The organism is Ensifer sp., from assembly GCF_035999185.1.
Lineage (GTDB): Bacteria > Pseudomonadota > Alphaproteobacteria > Rhizobiales > Rhizobiaceae > Ensifer.
On record NZ_DASYHB010000200.1, the window covers coordinates 1 to 18,627 of the forward strand.

General features: G+C 61.6%; 15 protein-coding genes. 6 read left to right on the forward strand and 9 right to left on the reverse strand.

The features are described 5' to 3' along the window. The first annotated feature begins 251 nt into the window (after positions 1 to 251). The 4 genes from VGO04_RS27175 to VGO04_RS27190 all read left to right on the forward strand — a co-directional run bounded on the left by VGO04_RS27175 (position 252) and on the right by VGO04_RS27190 (position 5,254). Positions 252 to 1,184: an ABC transporter permease gene (locus VGO04_RS27175; protein WP_327499080.1), complete on the forward strand. Its 933-nt coding sequence runs from the start codon at positions 252 to 254 to the stop codon at positions 1,182 to 1,184. 5 nt (positions 1,185 to 1,189) lie between these two features. Beyond that, a complete protein-coding gene (locus tag VGO04_RS27180; RefSeq protein WP_327499081.1) occupies positions 1,190 to 2,722 on the forward strand; it encodes an ABC transporter ATP-binding protein in 1,533 nt (510 codons plus the stop codon). Between the two features lie 57 nt (positions 2,723 to 2,779). Then, on the forward strand, positions 2,780 to 3,676 hold the full coding sequence (locus VGO04_RS27185) for a LysR family transcriptional regulator (protein WP_327499082.1): 897 nt from the start codon (positions 2,780 to 2,782) through the stop codon (positions 3,674 to 3,676). 333 nt (positions 3,677 to 4,009) lie between these two features. After that, on the forward strand, positions 4,010 to 5,254 hold the full coding sequence (locus VGO04_RS27190) for a DUF2325 domain-containing protein (protein ID WP_327499083.1): 1,245 nt from the start codon (positions 4,010 to 4,012) through the stop codon (positions 5,252 to 5,254). A gap of 42 nt (positions 5,255 to 5,296) precedes the next feature. On the opposite strand, the gene VGO04_RS27195 is transcribed toward VGO04_RS27190, so the two are convergent. The 3 genes from VGO04_RS27195 to VGO04_RS27205 are packed head-to-tail and all read right to left on the reverse strand — an operon-like array spanning position 5,297 to position 8,762. Continuing rightward, positions 5,297 to 6,004 carry a sulfite exporter TauE/SafE family protein gene (locus VGO04_RS27195; RefSeq protein WP_327499084.1) on the reverse strand — a complete coding sequence of 236 codons (708 nt, stop codon included), beginning with the start codon at positions 6,002 to 6,004 and terminating at the stop codon, positions 5,297 to 5,299. Continuing rightward, positions 6,001 to 7,401, reverse strand: a complete 1,401-nt coding sequence (locus tag VGO04_RS27200) for an amidohydrolase family protein (protein ID WP_327499085.1) — start codon at positions 7,399 to 7,401, stop codon at positions 6,001 to 6,003. Before VGO04_RS27200 ends, VGO04_RS27195 begins: the two co-directional genes overlap by 4 nt. Further along, positions 7,398 to 8,762 carry a uracil-xanthine permease family protein gene (locus tag VGO04_RS27205; RefSeq protein WP_327499086.1) on the reverse strand — a complete coding sequence of 455 codons (1,365 nt, stop codon included), beginning with the start codon at positions 8,760 to 8,762 and terminating at the stop codon, positions 7,398 to 7,400. Before VGO04_RS27205 ends, VGO04_RS27200 begins: the two co-directional genes overlap by 4 nt. A 137-nt stretch (positions 8,763 to 8,899) precedes the next feature. Between VGO04_RS27205 and VGO04_RS27210 the strand changes: the two genes are divergently transcribed. Next, positions 8,900 to 9,910, forward strand: coding sequence for a substrate-binding domain-containing protein (locus tag VGO04_RS27210; RefSeq protein ID WP_327499087.1), 1,011 nt, complete (start codon positions 8,900 to 8,902; stop codon positions 9,908 to 9,910). Between the two features lie 308 nt (positions 9,911 to 10,218). On the opposite strand, the gene VGO04_RS27215 is transcribed toward VGO04_RS27210, so the two are convergent. From VGO04_RS27215 to VGO04_RS27240, 6 genes are all read right to left on the reverse strand, one after another. Beyond that, positions 10,219 to 11,109 carry a LysR family transcriptional regulator gene (locus tag VGO04_RS27215; protein ID WP_327499088.1) on the reverse strand — a complete coding sequence of 297 codons (891 nt, stop codon included), beginning with the start codon at positions 11,107 to 11,109 and terminating at the stop codon, positions 10,219 to 10,221. Positions 11,110 to 11,637: 528 nt separating this feature from the next. Beyond that, positions 11,638 to 12,585 (reverse strand): ABC transporter ATP-binding protein, encoded by a 948-nt coding sequence (locus VGO04_RS27220; RefSeq protein ID WP_327499089.1) that lies wholly within the window; start codon positions 12,583 to 12,585, stop codon positions 11,638 to 11,640. Beyond that, positions 12,582 to 13,493 (reverse strand): ABC transporter ATP-binding protein, encoded by a 912-nt coding sequence (locus VGO04_RS27225; protein ID WP_327499090.1) that lies wholly within the window; start codon positions 13,491 to 13,493, stop codon positions 12,582 to 12,584. Before VGO04_RS27225 ends, VGO04_RS27220 begins: the two co-directional genes overlap by 4 nt. After that, complete coding sequence (locus VGO04_RS27230; protein WP_327499091.1) at positions 13,490 to 14,311, reverse strand: ABC transporter permease; 822 nt, start codon at positions 14,309 to 14,311, stop codon at positions 13,490 to 13,492. The genes VGO04_RS27225 and VGO04_RS27230 overlap by 4 nt, the downstream gene beginning before the upstream one ends. Positions 14,312 to 14,316: 5 nt before the next feature. Then, positions 14,317 to 15,252, reverse strand: a complete 936-nt coding sequence (locus VGO04_RS27235) for an ABC transporter permease (protein ID WP_327499092.1) — start codon at positions 15,250 to 15,252, stop codon at positions 14,317 to 14,319. Positions 15,253 to 15,327: 75 nt separating this feature from the next. Continuing rightward, on the reverse strand, positions 15,328 to 16,920 hold the full coding sequence (locus VGO04_RS27240; RefSeq protein ID WP_327499093.1) for an ABC transporter substrate-binding protein: 1,593 nt from the start codon (positions 16,918 to 16,920) through the stop codon (positions 15,328 to 15,330). A gap of 597 nt (positions 16,921 to 17,517) precedes the next feature. On the opposite strand from VGO04_RS27240, the gene VGO04_RS27245 reads away from it, so the two are divergent. Then, positions 17,518 to 18,627, forward strand: coding sequence for a C39 family peptidase (locus VGO04_RS27245; protein WP_327499094.1), 1,110 nt, complete (start codon positions 17,518 to 17,520; stop codon positions 18,625 to 18,627).

Here is an 18,627-nt window from a genome sequence, read left to right on the forward strand (position 1 = left end):
GTTGGCGGCGATCCTGTCGGGCGGGCTTTTCGCGACGCTTCGCTCCGGCTCGGAAGTCCTTCAGATCACATCGCAGGTCCCGCAGGTCCTGGTGCTGGTCATTCAGGGCATCGTCATCCTATCGGTCGTCGCCTTCGCGAAGTTGCGCGACATCCTCAGGACTGTGGCTTGAAAGCATGGAAACTCCCGCGAGGCGCAGGCCGCCCGCGGGAAAACAAAACCTTTGGCGATATTCCTGGAGGGTCGACCCCATGGACGATATGATTTCTCTCACCTTCCTCGCGACGCTCGTCGGCGCCGCCTGGAGGCTTGCCACGCCGCTCATCTTCGCCTCGATCGGCGAGGTCTTTTCCGAGCGCGCGGGCGTGCTCAACATCGGGCTTGAAGGCACCATGCTCGTCGGCGCCTTCTGCGGCTTCGCTGCGGCGGCGGCCACCGGCAACATTCCGCTCGGGCTTTGCGCCGGCATTGCCGGCGGCATGCTGTTCGGGCTTGTCTTCGCCTTCTTCACGATCACCATCAAGGCGGACCAGATCGTGGTCGGCGCGGCCCTCAACCTGCTCGGCATGGGCCTGACAGCCTTTCTCTTCCGCACCTATTACGTTTCGACCGGCAAGGGCATCGAAATCGCCCAGCCGGTCCACATCCCATGGCTGAGCGACCTGCCCTTTCTCGGCGAGGCGTTCTTCCGGCAAAACCTGATCGTCTACTCGACGATACTCGTCGCCATTGTCGCCACCCTGGTGCTCTACCGCACCTCCTTCGGCCTGACGCTTCGCGCCGTGGGCGAGCACCCGAAGGCCGTCGACGTCGCTGGCCGCAGCGTCGTTGGCTACCGCTATGCCGCCGTGCTCGTCGGTACCGGTCTTGCAGGGCTCGGTGGCGCGTTCCTGACGCTCGGCCATTCCAACCAGTTCGTGGAAGGCATCACCTCCGGCCGCGGTTTCATCGCCCTTGCCGTCGTGGTCTTTGCCCGCTGGTCGCCGATCGGGGCCTTCTTCGTCTCGCTGCTGTTCGGCCTCTTTTACGCGCTGCAACTCATGCTCCAGGCGCAGGCATCCATCGTCGTGCCCTACCAGGTGCTGCAGGCGCTTCCCTACATCATGACGATCGTCACGCTGGTCGCCTTCCGCGGCAAGGGTGCCGCACCCAGCAAGCTTGGCCAGCCCTACGAGATGAGGTGATCGAGATGTCGACAAAACCGTTCCTGCGCATCGACAATATCCGCAAACGCTTCGGCCCGATCGTCGCCAGCGACGGCGTTACGCTCGAGATCGAGGAAGGCGAGATCCATTCGCTGCTCGGCGAAAACGGCGCCGGCAAGAGCGTGCTGATGAGCATGATCTGCGGCATGGTCCGGCCGGATGAAGGCGATATCGTCTACAAGGGGCAATCGGTGCGCTTCGCGAGCCCGCGCGACGCGATCCGAGCGCGCATCGGCATGGTGCACCAGCACTTCATGCTGGTGCCGAACCTCACCGTTGCGGAAAACTATATCCTCGGCCAGGGTTCGGCGTTCGGCGTCATCTCCGACATGGCCACGGTCCACCGGAAGATCCGCGCGCTTTCCGAGCGCTACGCCCTCGACGTGCGTCCGGACGCAATCGTCGAAGACCTCTCGGTCGGCGAGCAGCAGCGGGTGGAAATCCTGAAGGTGCTGTTCCACGGCATCGACCTGCTCATCCTCGATGAGCCGACCGCCGTCCTCACCCCGCAGGAGACTGACCGTCTCCTTTCCCTGATGGGCGATCTGGTGAAGGATGGAAAGACCGTCGTCTTCATCTCGCACAAGCTCGACGAGGTGATGCGGGTCAGCAACCGCATCAGCGTCATGCGTGACGGGCGCGTCGTCAATACGGTCAAGGTCGGGGAGACGAATGCACGGGAGCTTGCGCGCATGATGGTCGGTCGCGACGTGCGCATGGAGCTGCCGCGCAGTCCTGAGCCTCCCGGTCGCATCGTGCTTTCGGTCGAAAACCTCATCTGCCGCGCCGAGACCGGCCTTCCGGCCGTGCGCGGCGTGAGCCTCGATGTGCGCGCCGGCGAAATCGTCGGCATCGCCGGCGTATCCGGCAACGGTCAGACGGAGCTTTCGCTGGCGCTCTCCGGCCTGCTGCCGGTTGATACCGGGCGCGTCGTTCTCAACGGAAACGACATAACCGGGCTCGACCCGGCCGAGATCAATGCGAGGCGCTTTTCCCACATTCCGGAAGACCGGCACAAACACGGCATCGTGCTGCCGCTGTCGCTCAGCGAAAACACCATTCTCCAACGCTACGACCAGAAGCCGTTCGCCACGGGCGGCATGCTCAACCGCAGGGTCATTGGCGAGCACACCCGCGACCTGATCAAGCGGTTTCGCGTCAAGAGCCGGGACGAGAACCAGCCGATCGCAGCACTTTCAGGGGGCAACCAGCAAAAGCTGGTCGTGGCGCGCGAGCTGGCGCGCGATCCCGATTTCATTCTCGTCAATCAGCTTGCGCGTGGCATCGATATCGGCGCGATGGAGTTCGTGATGGAGGAGATGCTGCGACAGCGCGACAGCGGCCGCGCCATTCTGCTGATCTCGACGGAACTCGAGGAGCTGTTCGCAATCTGCGACCGCATCCTGGTCATGTTCCACGGCGAGATCCTTGGCGAATTGCCGCCGGACCGCACGCGCCTCGACGAACTTGGCCTGCTGATGGCCGGCAATAAGGATGAACCGGCACTTGCGGGGTAGACAAGCCGAGGTCTGGCAGGCTTTGATGGGAGCGAGATAACAGGAGGCCGCGCCTACATGAACATAACCCTGCGGCAACTCAGGGCCTTCATCGCAGTGGCGGAACTCGGGCAGTTCAACATCGCCGCACGCAACCTTCATCTCACCCAGTCTGCGGTCAGCATCCTCATCCGGGATCTGGAGCAGGAGATCGGTGCGCGCCTCTTTGACCGGCACACGCGCATGGTCTCCCTCACTCTTGTTGGCCAGGAATTCCTGCCCCAGGCGCGCAAGATCCTGAAGGACCTCGAGCTTGCTGTTGGCGACGTGCGCGACAACGCATCCCTGAAGCGCGGCCAGGTGACGATCGCCGCTGCGATCGTGCTTGCGGCCACGGTGGTGCCGCCGATCATCGCCCGCTTCCTGAGCAAGTATCCGGAGATCTCGGTCAACATTCGCGACATGCCCGAGGAGCAAATAACGCCTGCGCTCAAGCGCCACGAGGTCGATATCGCCGTCGGCACCCTTTCGGAGGAAGACCCCGAAATCGCCGCCACCCCGCTCTTACGCGACAAGCTGATGCTCGTCTGCCGCGAGGATCACCGGTTTGCAAAGCGCAAATCCGTGCGTTGGGCCGAGCTCAAGGACGAGACGCTGATCACGCTTGCCGCATCCAACCCGCTGCGCAACATCGTCGAGCACAACCTCATTCGCGTCGTGCCGAACTACCGGCCAAAATACGAGGTCCGCTTTTCGACGACGGCGATCAGCATGATTGCCGCCGGAATGGGCGTTTCGGTGCTACCGGAAAACTCCGGCCAGCTCGCCTCGGCCGTTGGGGTAACCACAGTCGATCTCGTTGACCCCATCGTCATGCGCGACGTCTCTCTGCTTCAACGCCGCCACCACAGCCTTTCGCCTGCCGCCGAGCGTCTGAAAGCGGCCTTCATCGCCAGCGTTATGAAACAAGTCTGAGAGGCCTGGAAAAACGGCCGGCCTTCCAGCTGCTCAGCGCCGTCCAGGCGCTTTTCTCGTGTCCCAAACGGTTGAACGCACCCCAATTGCTGTCGGGAAAACCTTTTGGCAGCGCTCCATTACAGACACGCACGGCTCTTCACTGAACGGCGCAGCGACAAACGGGCGGGAATTCCGCGGCTCCCGTCACGGCACGAATTTTCAACTATCGTTATATTTCTTGAAATACAACGATAGTTAGGATTACGTGTGACGAAGAGGCCCGGCCGCGGATATGCAATGCGCGCGGTTGCATCTCGAAGTGCCAGCAACTGCCCTAGCTCCGGAACGCCCATGCCCACGCTGCCCCGTCTCAAATCCCACGGTGTCGCCCTGCCTGCCGCAGCCTTGTCCTTTGCCGCACCCCCGGATGGCCACACGCCCAGGATCAGTGCCCATCGCTTGCGGACCTGGGACATTGCACCGACATTTCATTGCTCGATCATCGGCACGTGTCTGACCGCGGGAGAATTGCGCCAGGTCCTGATAAGGGCCGGGCAGGACGACGTGCGCTCTGCTACAGACCATACCCTGCACGGCCGAGGCGTGTGGCTTGCTGGCCAACGGGATCAGGCGGCAAAGTTGCTCAACAAGGCGCTCGACAAGCGCCACGAGAGCAGCATCAAGCGCATTCCGCGGCAGGCCGATCAAGACGAACTCCGCAACATCTGGCGCAATTCCTTCGAGCGCGGCGATATCGCCGGCCCTTACTGGGCGCTGATGAGCCATCCGGGAACATCACCGGCGCTGATGCGCGAGATCTTCGGGGAGGTGCATATGCTGTCGCACCTTGTCGGCAGCGCAAGTCGCCTCGACATCGCAAGGCTGACCCAGCTGGAAAAGGAACTCGAACAGCAACGCGAAAGAACCGCAAGGCAGGAGACGCGCCTGAAGGCGGCCGCCGACGAGCGCATCGCCTTGCAACAGCGCCTTCGGCAATTGGAGGAAAGAGCCATCCAGGCCGAAGCGGTTGCCGCGTCCGTGGCGCCCTTGGCGCGCATCGCAAAAGGCACGCGGGGCGTATCCGCAGGCAACGACGCGGACGTGGTGCGCAACGAATCCTTCGCCCAGCGCCTTGCCGCATCTGAGGAGAAATCCGACGCGCTGCAGCGGGAACTCGAGCAAATGCAGGATCTGCGTTATGCGGTCCTGCGCGAAAACGAAGCGCTTGAGGCTGCAATAACGGCTCAGCTCAGAGACGATAAAAGTACGCCGCCAGCACAGCTCAGCGGCCCCGTGCTATATGTCGGCGGCCGACGCAATCTGTTTGATCATCTTCGCGCTTACGCAAGAATTCGCAACATCGATCTCCTCCTCCACGACGGAGGCATGGAAGACAGCACGACGCTTCTGCCCGCCCTCGTCGGGCAGGCAGAGACGATCCTCTTTCCGGTCGACCACATCAGTCACGCGGCGGTGGGCCTGGTCAAACGCCTTTGCCGGGAGCAGCAAAAACAATACCTGCCGCTTCGCTCTGCCGGCCTTGCGAGCTTCCTCACCGCCATCACCGGCGCCGGGGGAGCCTATGGGCGTCTCTAGCTCCGGTGATCTGAAAGCGGGCGGCGGGCGCCAGCGCCTCGTTCAGCGGACGATGAGGAATAACCCGCTGACGATGGCAAAGCCCAAAACGGCGATCCGCAGACCGCGGCCGCCGATGCGGGCGTGGGCGTGTCTTGAAACCGCACTCCCGAGCAGGACCGCCGGCGTCAGGTAGAGGGCGACGAGCAATTGCTCTGACCCAACGCGCCCGGATATGGCCAGCACGACGAGGGACATGACCTCGCCGACGAAGAAACAAAGGGCGACTGTCGCCCTTAACACCGGCGCCTTGGCGTGCTGGTAGAGCAGCGCAAGCGGCGGGCCGCCGATGCCGGTAGCGGTTTCGGTGACGCCCGTAAACAATCCGACCGCGAGCGCACTCGGCCTGTTCGGCGTAAACGGCGGGGCGACGAGGGCGGCGACGGCAGCGATGACGGTGAACACACCGACAGCAAGATCCAGTTGCTCAATCGAAAGCGCTGCCAGCAGCCAAAGGCCAGCAAACGTCCCCGCGAAGCGTCCGATCGTGATCCAGGTAGCGCCCGACCAGTCGACATGGGCGCGCTCTCGCGCAGCCACGTGCAGATTGAGCGGCAGCATCAGCAGAAGCAGGGTCACCGGCAGAAGATCGGGCTTCAGCATCCCGACGATCGGCGCGACGATCAGGGCGAAACCGATGCCGAGCGCCCCTTGAATGAACGCCGAAACGAATGTCACGGCGGCCAGAACTGCGAGAAGACCAAAACTCATCGGTAGTGCCCAAGACCACGGTGAGCTTCGGAGAGTGGATGAATGCGCTGGATCGGCGCCTCGGCAATGGCCGCGGCCGTGTCGCGGCGCACCTCTTCCAGAAGCGCCCGGGCGTCCCAATCGACTGGCCAGCCTTGCCACAGCCGAAGCTTGCCGTTGGTAAACACCGCGTCGATCTGATCGCGATTGCCGTAACGGACAAGCTCCCACATCAGGTCGTGCGAGGGTATGAACTCGGGCCGATCGAGATCGACCAGAAGAAAATCGGCGGCAAGCCCCTCGGCAATCGAGCCGGTCACGCCAGAAAGGCCCGCAGCGTCCGCGGCACCGGACGTTGCCCGATCGAGCCAGAGCCACCCGCCGCCGCAGGACGAGTCCCCCGTTGCAAGACCGAAGCCCGCACGCTGAAGGCCTTCGGCCGCATCCATCAGACGGAACCCGTCGGCGCGCGTTCCGTCCGTTCCGAGCCCGAAGCGCATGCCGAGCGCCGCCATCTGCAGGGCCGGTGCGGCCGCGTTCCCCTTCCACAGCGTCGCAACCGGGTTATAGGCGACGGCCGTGCGGGTTTCGCGCAAGAGATTGAGTTCATGCGGCGTGACGAGCGTCGAGTGCGCCAGAAGAACCTGGGGGCCAAGAACACCCAGATGCGCCAGGTGCTCGATAGGTCGCAATCCTCTTGCTGCCAATGAGCGCTCGACGGCAACGAGATGTTCGTTGACATGGGTCTGGAACACGACCCCGGCTCCGGCCGCCATTTCGGAGACCGCTTTCAGCATTCCGTCTGTGGCCGCCTCCGGGATCGAAATCGCCAGCGAGGGATGGATCAAAGGGTCTCGTCTGTAGGCGGAGACGTGCTCTTCGGCCTGGCGCAGGATAACGCCGGGTTCGGCGATCTGCGCAGTTCCCGACAGATCGTTGCAGATAAAGCCGACGACGCTGCGAAGCCCCGTCTCTCGCCCCGCCTGCACCAGAGCGCCGACGTGACCCTTTGAGCGGGTACCGGCATCGACGGCGGTGGTAAATCCGCCGCGCAACGCTTCCCATGCGGCTAGCTTTGCCGAGAGATAGACCATGCGCTCGTCAAGGCTGCCCTCCAGCGGCACCCAGATCCGCCGGAAGATTTCCGACGGCTCTCCAAAGACGAGGGCCTTGCCGAGCGACTGGGTCAGGTGCGTATGGGTGTCGACGAAACCGGGCATCAGCAGATGGTCTGGCAGGTCGATCGCCGTGATCTCAGGAAAATCCCGGGCAATCGCTTCCACCGTATCGATCCGGTGGAAGGTGCCATCGCGCACGACAATGGCTTTTCCGGTGCGCGGGCCTTCCGGCAGAAGAACCTGCCCTGGGCGCAGCATGAGGTCGCCTGTTGTCGACAGTTGTTGGCGGATTGCACTCACTCGTTTGCTCCTTGCGTCGTGGATTGCAGGTTAGGCGCCATTGCGGACCGCTTGCCGGCACCCAGATGCGAAAAGATGGCGTTGACGACGACGGCAGTGATCGTGCCTGCGGCAAGCCCGTTGCCGAGGATCATCTGCGTCCATTGCGGGAACTGGCTGTAGACACCAGGCACAAGGATCGGCAGGAGCCCCATAGACAAGGCGGAGGCGAGCGTGAACATGGGGCCATGTTCACGCAGGTCGACGCGACGCAGGAGGTCGATGCCGATGACGCCGATAATCGAAAAGACGATGACCGCCGTGCCGCCGACGACGGCTTCAGGCAATGCCGTGGCCATCCGGCCGATCGGGGCGAGGAGCGCGATCAGAACGAGAATGGCGCCCGCCATCGCGGTGACGTAACGAGACTTGACCCCGGTCGCGCGCACGATGCCGACGTTCTCGCCACTGGTGATGATCAGCGATGTGCCGAACAGGCCACCGACGAGCGACATCAGCGCATCGCCGCGGATGGTCGAAGGCACGATTGCGTGGGCATTTCCCCGGCGACCGACGATTTCAGCCGTCGCGATGGTCTGGCCGGTCGCCTCGGCCATGGAAATGATCGAAAACACGATCAGCGGGATGGCAGCGATGAGGTCGAACTTCGGCATGCCGAAGGGAAACAGTTGCGGCACGGCGATGACCGGGCCCGCGAACACGCCGGACAGATCCATATGGCCGATGGCAAGCGCGACGAGCGCACCGCCGACCAATCCGAGCATGACGGCGAGCCGCTGAAGCGTTCCGGAAAAGACCCGTGCGGCCGCAACCGTCAGGAGGATGGTGATCAGCGCCAGTCCGACCTCGACGGGTGCTGCGAAACCTTCGCTGCCAGGCTTTCCGGTGATGGTCACGCCATAGATGCGCACCAGATTGACGGAGACCAGCAGCAGCATCGTTCCAACGACGATCGGCGGAAAATAACGCAGCAGCCTGCGGAAGACCGGCAGCGCCAGAAAGTAAAAGAGGGCAGTGATGATGACCGCGCCGACAGCAGTCTGGACGTCCGTCTGCTGGGCGATCGCCAGAAAGATCGCAATCGGCGCGCCGCCCGGCACCATCACGAAGGGCAGGCGTGCGCCAAACCCCTTGGGCCCGAAGCTCTGAAGCATCGAGCCGAGGCCACAGACAAAGAAGGTGGCGCTGATCAGCGAGACTGTCACCGTGTCCGAAAACCCAAGAGCCTTGCTGACGAGAAATACGGCGGTGATGGGAGACGCAGCCATCACCAGCACATGTTGAAGACCGAACAGGACCAGGCTGCGCAGCGGCAGCCTCTCATCGACCGGTTCGACCACTCCATTCACTTCACTTTGCATTTTTCTCCTCCTCCCGGCCTCCTCAAGCCGTTATGCAAATCGTTTTGCATGCGCATCCACTAACACACAATCGCAGTTTTGCAAATCGTTTTGCTTCCACGCGGTTGCCGTGATAGAAGACGTGCATCGGAGGGCTGATGGGAAAACCTACTATCGCCGACCTCGCCAAGGCGGCCGGAGTGTCGGTCACAACTGTTTCGCACGCGTTCAGCGGCCGACGTTACGTCGAGCCGGAAACGCGCAAGCGTATCGAGACGCTGGCGCAGGAAATTGGCTACCGTCCCAATCACCGGGCGCAGCGTTTGCGCACCGGCAGAGCCGGATCGATTGCGCTGGTCTCATCGATGCCCTTTGCCGTGGCCGCCGGACCGTCGAGGCTGGGCTTCCTCATGGAAATTGCGGCAGCCGCCGCCGTAACGGCTTTTGCCAGGGGCATTTCCCTTTGTCTCGTTCCTCCGCTCGGGCCTCGCGACCGCCTCGACGCGCTTGAGGTGGATGGCGCCATCGTCGTCGAGCCGGAACGGGACGACCCGGTGCTCGATTTCTTTTCGTCCCGCGGCACCGACGTCGTGTGCATCGGGCGCGCGCCCGGCCGTGACGATCTACCGTTCGTGGACTTGCAGAGCACGGCAACGGCGCATCTGCTGCTCGATCACCTGCTTGCATGCGGCGGTCAGGTCGGCCTGATAACGGGCCAACAAAGGCGCAATTCCTATATCGAGATGGAGGCTGCCTATGCGCAGCGCATGGCCGAAAGTGGCTTTACGCCGCTTGCCATTCGCATCAACGAACAGGGGGGCGAACAAGCGGCGGCAATCGCCGCGGAAAGTCTGCTGCGCGACAATCCCTCCGTCTCGGCTCTTTGCGTGCCGGTCGACGCCTTTGCGACCGGCGTTATCAACGCAGCCCAGGCCGCCGGGCGCCAGATCCCACACGATCTACGGATCGCAACCCGCTACGACGGCATGCGTGCCAAGCTTGCCACCCCTCCACTCACCGCGGTGGATCTGCATCTTGGCGAGGTGGCAGCAGCCGCCGTGGACCTGCTCCTTTCACGACTGGAGCAGGTGAACGTTGAGCCCGGCAACCTCCCGCCACCAAGCCTGATCTTGCGCCCCTCTTCGCTGATTTCGCGTGGAAATGCCTGAACAGTCAGGCGACCCGCTGGTGGCAGGAAGACGTAGCTTGGGAGGCTTTGGCTGAAGCGCGAGGATGCCAACGCCAGAAGGTCGATGGTCATTGTTCGAACTTGACCATCCTCCCATCCCTTTCCGCAGCCAAGGTCTTTCAGGTGGAGCAAACCGAGCGAGCTTCCGTTTGGCCGGCGACGAGCTCGCTCTGTCCAATCGCTGCATTTGATCTCCTCCACAGGAAGAAAACGGAGAGGGCCGAACGTCTTCATTTCTGAGAACGATATCGGTCCATGGCGGAGGGGCCTTAGGCTCTTAGGAAGTTCTCATTTCGAACGCACAGGATCCAAATGCGCGCTGGCCGTGGCTAAGAACCGGAGCACAGCTGGGCGCGTCGGTTCACCGGCTGTCGCTATCGCGGTCTGCAATGTGACATCGAGGCCGTCAATATGGCGGAATACCAAGTTCTCTTGGGCTTTGGCCAACGTTTCCGGCACGATCGCGACACCCAGCCCCGAAGCGGCCTGGTCGAGCATCGCGTGCCAGCGATCCTTCTCCTCGCGCAATCTCGGTTGAAATCCCGCTCGACCGCAGGCCGCGAGTATTGAGTGATACATAAACGGCCCCACGGATTCCGCGCAAACAATCAAACGCTCTGAACTCAGGTCCGCCAATCTGAGAACGGGTGTGGCCGCCAACGGATGGTCCGCCGGCAGTGCGGCGACGACTGGTTCAGTTCCTGCCGGCCGTAGCAGCAGTTGTGTCGTGTTCAGAGGCGGATGCAGAAAGCCCACGTCGATTGAACCGGCGGCAAGTGCGGCCACCTGTTCGACCGTTGGGAGATTTCGCAAGGTGACATCGACGCCCGGATGCAATTCGGTATATCGGCGAATGATCGCCGTCATCCCCCCGGCCTGCGGCAGTTCGCAATAGCCGATGGCCAGAGCCCCGGCGTCGCCCCGGGCAGCGTCTTGGGCTTGCTGAACTGCTCGTTTGACGTGGCTTAGGGCAACCCCCAGTTCCCGAGCCAAAATACTTCCGGCCTCGGTGAGAATAACTCTTTGCGGGGAGCGTCGCAGCAACGCGCATCCGATCTGCTGCTCCAACTTCTTAATCTGATGTGAGAGCGCGGGCTGCGTTAGATGCAGCCGTGCCGCCGCACGACTGAAGTGCAATTCTTCGACCAGAACACAGAAACTTTCAGCGTACTTCAGCATGGGCCACCATAAAAATTATCGATCAGATTTCACTGCATAATAAATCTGTCGCCTGATCAAGCCAGCCCTCTTCAGACGTCCATCGAATGATGAATTCGGCTGGCTGCTTCGGCGTGGTGACAACGTTCAGCGTTGTTGCGAACCCTCTCGTAGTCGCGGAAGCTTTGATGGCAAGCGAGTGTCTTTCCATCGCCGACCCAAGTTCCGAGCGGATACCTCGCCAAAATACCGGGCGGGAGTTGTGCCCAGCATTCGCCTGAACATCGATACGAAGACCTGCCTCGCACGCTGCGCTCCTGCGGACCGGCCAACAAGTATCGGGAATCTGTCGATTGCGCCGTCCCAAGCATGCGGTACGACGTTCGCGCGAATTCGCTGCCTCCGCCAACTGTTGGCGGGTTTACGGGACAACTTGGCGGGGATCGTTCGATGTGCAGGCATGCGCGCCAGCGTATCTGAGAGAGGATTTCCGGCCTTCGATCCCGACTGCTCCGACCGAAGTCGGGCAGTCAGAGGCGTCCCCGCGTATCATTGGGCTGCAGCAGCAACCCTCATCCAGTGCTGCGGTGCGATTTCGACGCGTTGCGAGCGCGTCGGCGGAGAAAAGACATCCTGGACCTGGCCACCTGCGGACACCGCGGCATTCGCAGAGTTCACCTGGCATGCACCCAAAGGCTGACGCGCGTCGGGATCGGGAATGGCAGCGATCAGGCGCCGCGTATACGGATGGGCCGGCGTCTGAAAAATGTGTTGCCACCTCCCCTCTTCCACGATCTCTCCGAAATACATGACCAGGACGCGATCACTCATGTGTTCCACCACGCTCAGGTCGTGGCTGATCATCAGATAGGAGAGGCCCAGCTTTTCCTGAAGGTTTAGCAGCAGGTTGATAATCTGCGCGCGGATCGACACGTCGAGGGCGGAAACCGGCTCGTCGAGCACGACGATCTCGGGCTCGAGGATCAGCGCGCGGGCAATACCGATGCGCTGGCGCTGGCCGCCGGAAAACTCGTGTGGATATCGGCCCGCCTGCTCGGTCGTCAGGCCGACATTCTTCAGCATCGCCTCGATGCGTGCCTCTATTTCAGAGGCGGCGGTAATGCCGTGCAGGCGCAGCGGCGCTGCAAGCGAGGTCCGCACGGACTGGCGCGGGTTGAGCGACGCATAGGGATCCTGGAACACCATCTGCACCGCTTTTGCCCTGTCCATGCGAACAGGCGCGCCGGGACCGGCAAGCGGTTTTCCGCGATAGCGGATCATGCCCTCGGTCGGCTCCTGCAGGCCGAGAATGGAGAGCGCCGTCGTCGATTTGCCGCAGCCGGATTCACCGACGATCGAAAGGCATTCGCCTTTGGCCAATTCGAAGCTGATGCCGTTGACGGCATGAAGCGTGCGCCGTCCGGCGCCGAAAAGGCCGCCGCCGGCGATGGGGAAACGCACGTGAAGATCGTCCACCTGCAATAGCGGAGCGGTCATGGTTGGCTCCCGTCCAGTTCGCGCGGCGTGATAAAGCGGCTCTCGGTCAGCTTCGAGCGATCGGCAATGATGCTGTCGATATCGACGAGCCGCTGCCGCCCGTGTTCGCTGCGACTGCCAAGGCGCGGCAGGGCGCCGAGCAGCCCGCGGGTATATTCGTGCCGCGGGCTCGCAAACAGCGCCCGCGTCTCGTTCTCCTCGACCAGGCAGCCCGAATACATGACGCCAACGCGCTGGCAGATGCTGGCGATGACGCCGAGGTCATGGCTGATGAAGAGGACGGCCGTGCCGCGCGCCGCGCAGAGTTCCTTGATGAGGCGCAGCACCTCGGCCTGCACGGTAACGTCGAGCGCAGTTGTCGGTTCGTCGGCGATCAGAAGATCCGGGCTGCAGGCAAGCGCCATGGCGATCATGACGCGCTGGCGCAATCCGCCCGACATCTGGTGCGGGTAGTTTCTGACGCGGCGATCGGGGTTGGGCACCCGCACATTGTCAAGCGCCTCGACGGCGAGCTTTTCGGCCTCACCCCAGCTTTTTCCCTGATGCAATACGAACATCTCGGCGATCTGCCGGCCGACCGTCGAAAGCGGGTTCAGCGCGGTCATCGGCTCCTGGAAGATCATCGCGATCCGATTGCCGCGCAGGCGCCGCATCTCCCGCTTGGGCAATGCCAGCAGGTTCTGCCCCTTGAACAGGATCTGTCCCCCGGAAACCGCGAGCGGCTTTTTCAAAAGCCCCATGACGGCAAGCGATGTGACTGATTTTCCGGAGCCGGATTCGCCCACGAGTCCATAGGCTTCGCCGGGCATGATCTGGAAGGATACCCCTTTGAGCAACGGATGGAGGGCGAAACGACCGAGCGGAACGCTTAGGCGCAGATCCCTGATATCGAGTAGCGGCGTGGTCATGGCTTGCGCGTCCTCATATGCGGATCGAGGCTGTCACGCAGACCATCGCCGAGCAGATTGAATCCAAGCACCGAAAGGAAGATGGCAAGGCCGGGGAAGAGCGCCGCCCAGGGGGCGAGCTGGATCAGCTGGCGCGCATCGGTCAGCATCGAGCCCCAGCTCGGAAACGGCGGCTGGATGCCGAGCCCGAGGAAGGAGAGCGCCGCTTCAGCCAGCACCGCCGATCCCATGCCGAGCGTCGCCATGACGAGGATCGGCCCCATCATGTTCGGCAGGATCTGCGTGAACATGATGCGCAGGTCGCCATAGCCCAGCGTCTGGGCCGCCTGCACGTAGCCTTGCGATTTCAAGGAGAGCGTCGAGGACCGTGCGATGCGGCAGGTCCAACTCCAGTTGGTGAGGCCAAGCGCGATCAGGAGCGACGGCAGACCGGGGCCGAGCACAGCCATCACGGCGAGCGCGAAGATGAGCGAGGGAATGGCGAGCATGACGTTGGTCAGCCCGTTCACCAGATCATCCCACCAGCCGCCCCAGTAGCCGGCGGTCATGCCGAGTGTGACGCCGATGATCGAGTTGATCACCTGCGATACGATGCCGACGGTCAGCGAGATCTGGGCGCCGTAGAGGATGCGGGTAAAGACGTCCCGTCCCTGCCCGTCCGTGCCAAACCAGAAGGTGGCATCCGGCGGCAGTTCGGAGTTCATCAGGTCCGCATCGAGCACCGGGTCGAAGGGCGCGATCCAATGGGCAAGAATACCGGCGAAGATAACCAGTACAGTCAGCGTCGCACCGAGCCAGAAGTTGAAGCCGAGGCGCATTGACGTCACTCCTGCTTGATGCGCGGATCGATCGCGGCATAGACGAGATCGACGGCGGTGTTGATGATCAGGAACCACAGCACGATGACGAGGATCGTGCCCTGCACCACGGGTATGTCACGGATCGCCACGCTATCGACGAGCAGCGAGCCGATGCCGGGCCAGGCGAACAACTTCTCGATGACGACGGCCTGGCCGATCAGCGAGCCGAACTGCAGGCCGACCGTTGTGACGATCAGCACCAGCGCATTGCGGGACACATGCCAGCGCACGACCTTCGCCTCGCTCATGCCCTTCGAGTGGGCGGTGCGGATGAAATCGGCGTTCAACACGTCGAGCACGCCCGCCCGCGTGGTGCGCGCAAGCAGCGCCAGCGGCGCGACGCCAAGTGTCACGGCCGGCAGGATGAGGTTTCGTAAAGAGCCGTCGCCATAGCCGAAACTGGGCAACCAGTTCAGTTGCAAAGCGAAGAGATACATCAGGAGCAGGCCGAACCAGAAATCTGGTAGCGAAAGCCCCGAAATCGCGCCGATCATTGTCGTCGTATCGAGGATCGAACCAGGACGCAACGCGGCGAGAAAGCCGAGCGGCACCCCCACAACGATGGCAAAAACCATCGCCGCGACTGAGAGCTGAAGCGACGCGCCCATGCGGTCGCTGATGAGGTCGACAACCGGTTGGCGGGTGCGAAAGCTGGTGCCGAGATCGAACCTCGCGAGATCCGTGACATAGGTCACGAAGCGCTCCATCAGCGGCTTGTTCAGACCGAATTCCTCATTGAGGCGAGCGATCAATTGGGGATCGGCGGCACGTTTGCCGTCCGCAAAGAGACTAACCGCGAAGGTGCCGGGAACGACGGAGAAGATGACGAAGATCAGCAGCGCCACCACGACAACTGTCGGGGCAACCTGCAGAATGCGGCGCAGGGTAAAACGAAGCATAGGCGGTTCCGAGTTGGACACCCTTTCGGGGACGACTGACTGTTCGTGATAGGGGGTAGCCTGACGGCCTAAAGATCAGCGGCGGGCATCCGGCGCCGTTTCGTCGATCCAGATTTCGTCATAGGGCTGGACCGCCAGTTCCGTCGCGTTCGGAACAAGACCGTGGATCCACGGCTGGTAGGCCATGACCGCCTTGTTGTAGTTGAAGAACCAGACCGGCGCGTCGTCCTGCACGATGTTGTTCGCCTGGCGCAGCAGATCGCTCTGTCTGGTCGGGTCGCGTTCCTGCTCCGCAGCCCTAAACAACGTGTCGAACTCGGGGTTCGCATAGCTAGAGTAGTTGCAGGCGGACTGAGGCGTTGTCGAGAGAAAGCAGCGCAACGCATTGAGGGGGTCGGGCCCGGATGGGATAGACCAGATATAGGCACTGAAGTTGCCTGATGTCACGGCATCGCCAAGGGCAGAGCTTTCGACTGGCTTCGGCTTCACCGTGATACCGACCTTCTTCAGCATCGGCAGGATGGCCTCGACGATCGGTACGCCCCAGCTCTCGTTCGGGCTTGCCGTCACTTCGAATTCGAAGCCATCGGCGTAGCCGGCTTCGGCCAGCAGAGCCTTCGCCTTGTCGGGATCAAAGGCGTAGGGCGCCTTGTCCTTGTCGAAGGCCGGCGAGGACAGCGGCAGCCAGCCGGAAGCGGGGTACGCCTTGTTCTTGACCAGGCGTTCGACGATCAATGGCGTGTTGATCGCGTAATTGATCGCCTGACGGACCCGCTTGTCCTTGAAGGGCTCGAAGGAAGGGTTGAAGCCGATGGTGCGGGTATAGACCTCAGCGACTTCGAGCAGGTAGTCCTTCAGGGCGTCCTCACCCTGATAGGCCTGGTACTGGGTGGGGCCAAGAATAGAGACGTCGATCTCCTTGTTGCGGAAAGCGATGTCTCGCGCGGCGTCCTCTCCCATAAGCGTGATGTTGATGCGGTCGAGATAGGGCTTTCCCTCTTCGTAGTACCTGTCGAACTTTTCGACGACGACCTGCGAACCAGGTACGTGCTCCTTGAAGACGAAGGCACCGAGGCCGACAGGGGTCTTGGCAAAGCTCGATTCATCCTTCACGTCAGACGGATAGATCACCGTCGTGTTCTGCATCAGCGAGAAGCCAGGGTTGATAGGGCCGACAAAAGTGATTTCCAGGGTGTGGTCGTCGATCTTCTTGAGACCGGAAATCTCCTTGGCTTTGCCGGCGATAAAATCGTCCGCGCCCTTGATGACGGCGATGTAGCTCGCGCCCGGGAAGGCGTTCTTCGGGTTGGCGATGCGCCTGTAGCTATAGATGATGTCGTCAGCCGTCAGCGGCTTGCCGTTATGGAAGATGGCATTGTCGCGCAGGTGATAGGTGTGCACCGTGCCGTCTTCGGAGACGTCCTCGGAACGTGCCAGTTCCAGAACCGGCTTGTTCTGGATCGAATCCCAGCTATAGAGCGCGCGATGGATGGCTTGTGCGATGAACTCTTCCTGCGTGTTCGGGCTCGCCTGCACGTCGAGCGTGGCAAAGCTCGAGCCATAGGGGGCGGTGAAGACGAGTGTTCCGCCATGGCGTTCACCCGCGGCCAGCGCCCCTGTGGCCACCCCAAGGCTGAGCATGGCGGCCAGTGTCAGTCTTTTCAGCATGCCGTTCTCCCTCTCGTGTCTTTCGACACGGTCCGCGTCGCCTTGGGCGCCTCATTCAACCTGGCATGAGAATTCTAGGGCGATCGGGACCTTCCTCAGCCCCCGCGGCGCTCACCTTCTCTTCGCCATCTTTACCGACGAGTTTTTCACCGGATGAATGTGTCGGTCGATGAGACAAATCAGTACGGCCACTTGCAGACGATGGGAAATTTATTTTAACGCGGTTTATGATCGAAATATTTTATCATGAGGCGCGTCCACGGTCGCGGTGAATGGAGCCTCGAGAGCACACGCGGCCCGTGCCTGCGCACCATCAGATGTTGCGATCAAAGGCGCATGATTTCATGGATCCGGGATCACAGCGCGCGGACCCAAAGGGGCTCTTCCAAGCACCGGGGTACGGCTTAGTCGCGCTCGGCATTTGAGCATAGGCGACGTCAATCCCGGCCAAGCCGCTTCGATCATAGGAGGGTGACCAGGGGCCTTAACTAGGTCACCAACAATCAATTTATTCTATCGTGAAGCACAACAAAATAAATTTCCTTATCGCTCCGACCTCACCTAACAATGCGAGAGAAGCAACTGGTGAGGCAATTGATGAACGCCCCTTCGAGTTTCCGACATGGCAAGATTCTCCGCCATAACGCCGGCATTGCTGGCGTGATATTGTCCGTGGCCGCATCGCTGTGCGCTGACGTCCCAACCGCCCTCGCGAATGCCGGCACAGCCACGGAAGTGCAAAACCCAAGCGTGCAGAACGATATCCCGCCGCGCCTTCAGTGGGAGGCGAACTACGGATATTGCGGTGAGGTGGCGCTCATAAGCGCCGGACTTTACTATGGGCAATACGTATCTCAGTACGACGCCAGGGCAATTGCTAGCAAAAATATCGACCAATCGCGGCAGGAGAGCCAGCTTTTGCTTGGCGTCAACGACACCTATGCCGCGAAGCACATGCGTCTAAAGGCAATTCGGTGGAATACCGACGCCAAGCCCAACGGCAATGATTTTCTGGCCTGGGTTAAGGAGAATGTCGCAGCCGGCTATCCCGTTATAATTGGCGTCTACATGAACCATTATCTCTTCGAGGAATCCGAAGATGAGGACGCCGGCGAAGAAGAGTACGACCACATCGTTCCCGTGATCGGAGTTTCTTCAAACCGACCTTTCACAAAGCCCTCACGCTACGACAGCGATGACGTCATCACGTTCAGCGACAACGGCCTCTATTCTGGCGACGGTCAGCCGGCTTACCTTTACAGCTATGCGTTTGGCTCGTTCCAGGCCAATCGCAAGGAAGCAAACTCAAAATCCCGCCCAGTCTATTCCTTGCGACGCAAGGGTGGGAATTACGGGATCGCCGTAACCGGGATTATCGATCGCGATGGAAAGACGTTGCCGATCCGCTTGTCGACGAACGCAAACTACGAAAAACCCGCCATGCGCGAGGGTTCCAACACCCGTCCAAAACCGCAGAAATTAACTTTGACGGTCAATGTGTCTGGCCTGAGGCCGGGTGTGCCCTACACGTTGTACCGATACAACAACTTCGACTCCGTTCCTGAATCCTCTTTCAACGCCAATGCCTCAAAGGCGTCCAAGAGTTGGAAATTCACCGTCAAGGCGGGATCCACATTCGCGGTGACGGAAGAAATCTCTTCGGATCAAACCGCAGTCTATCGTGCGGTTCCGAACACTGCTCCCTGA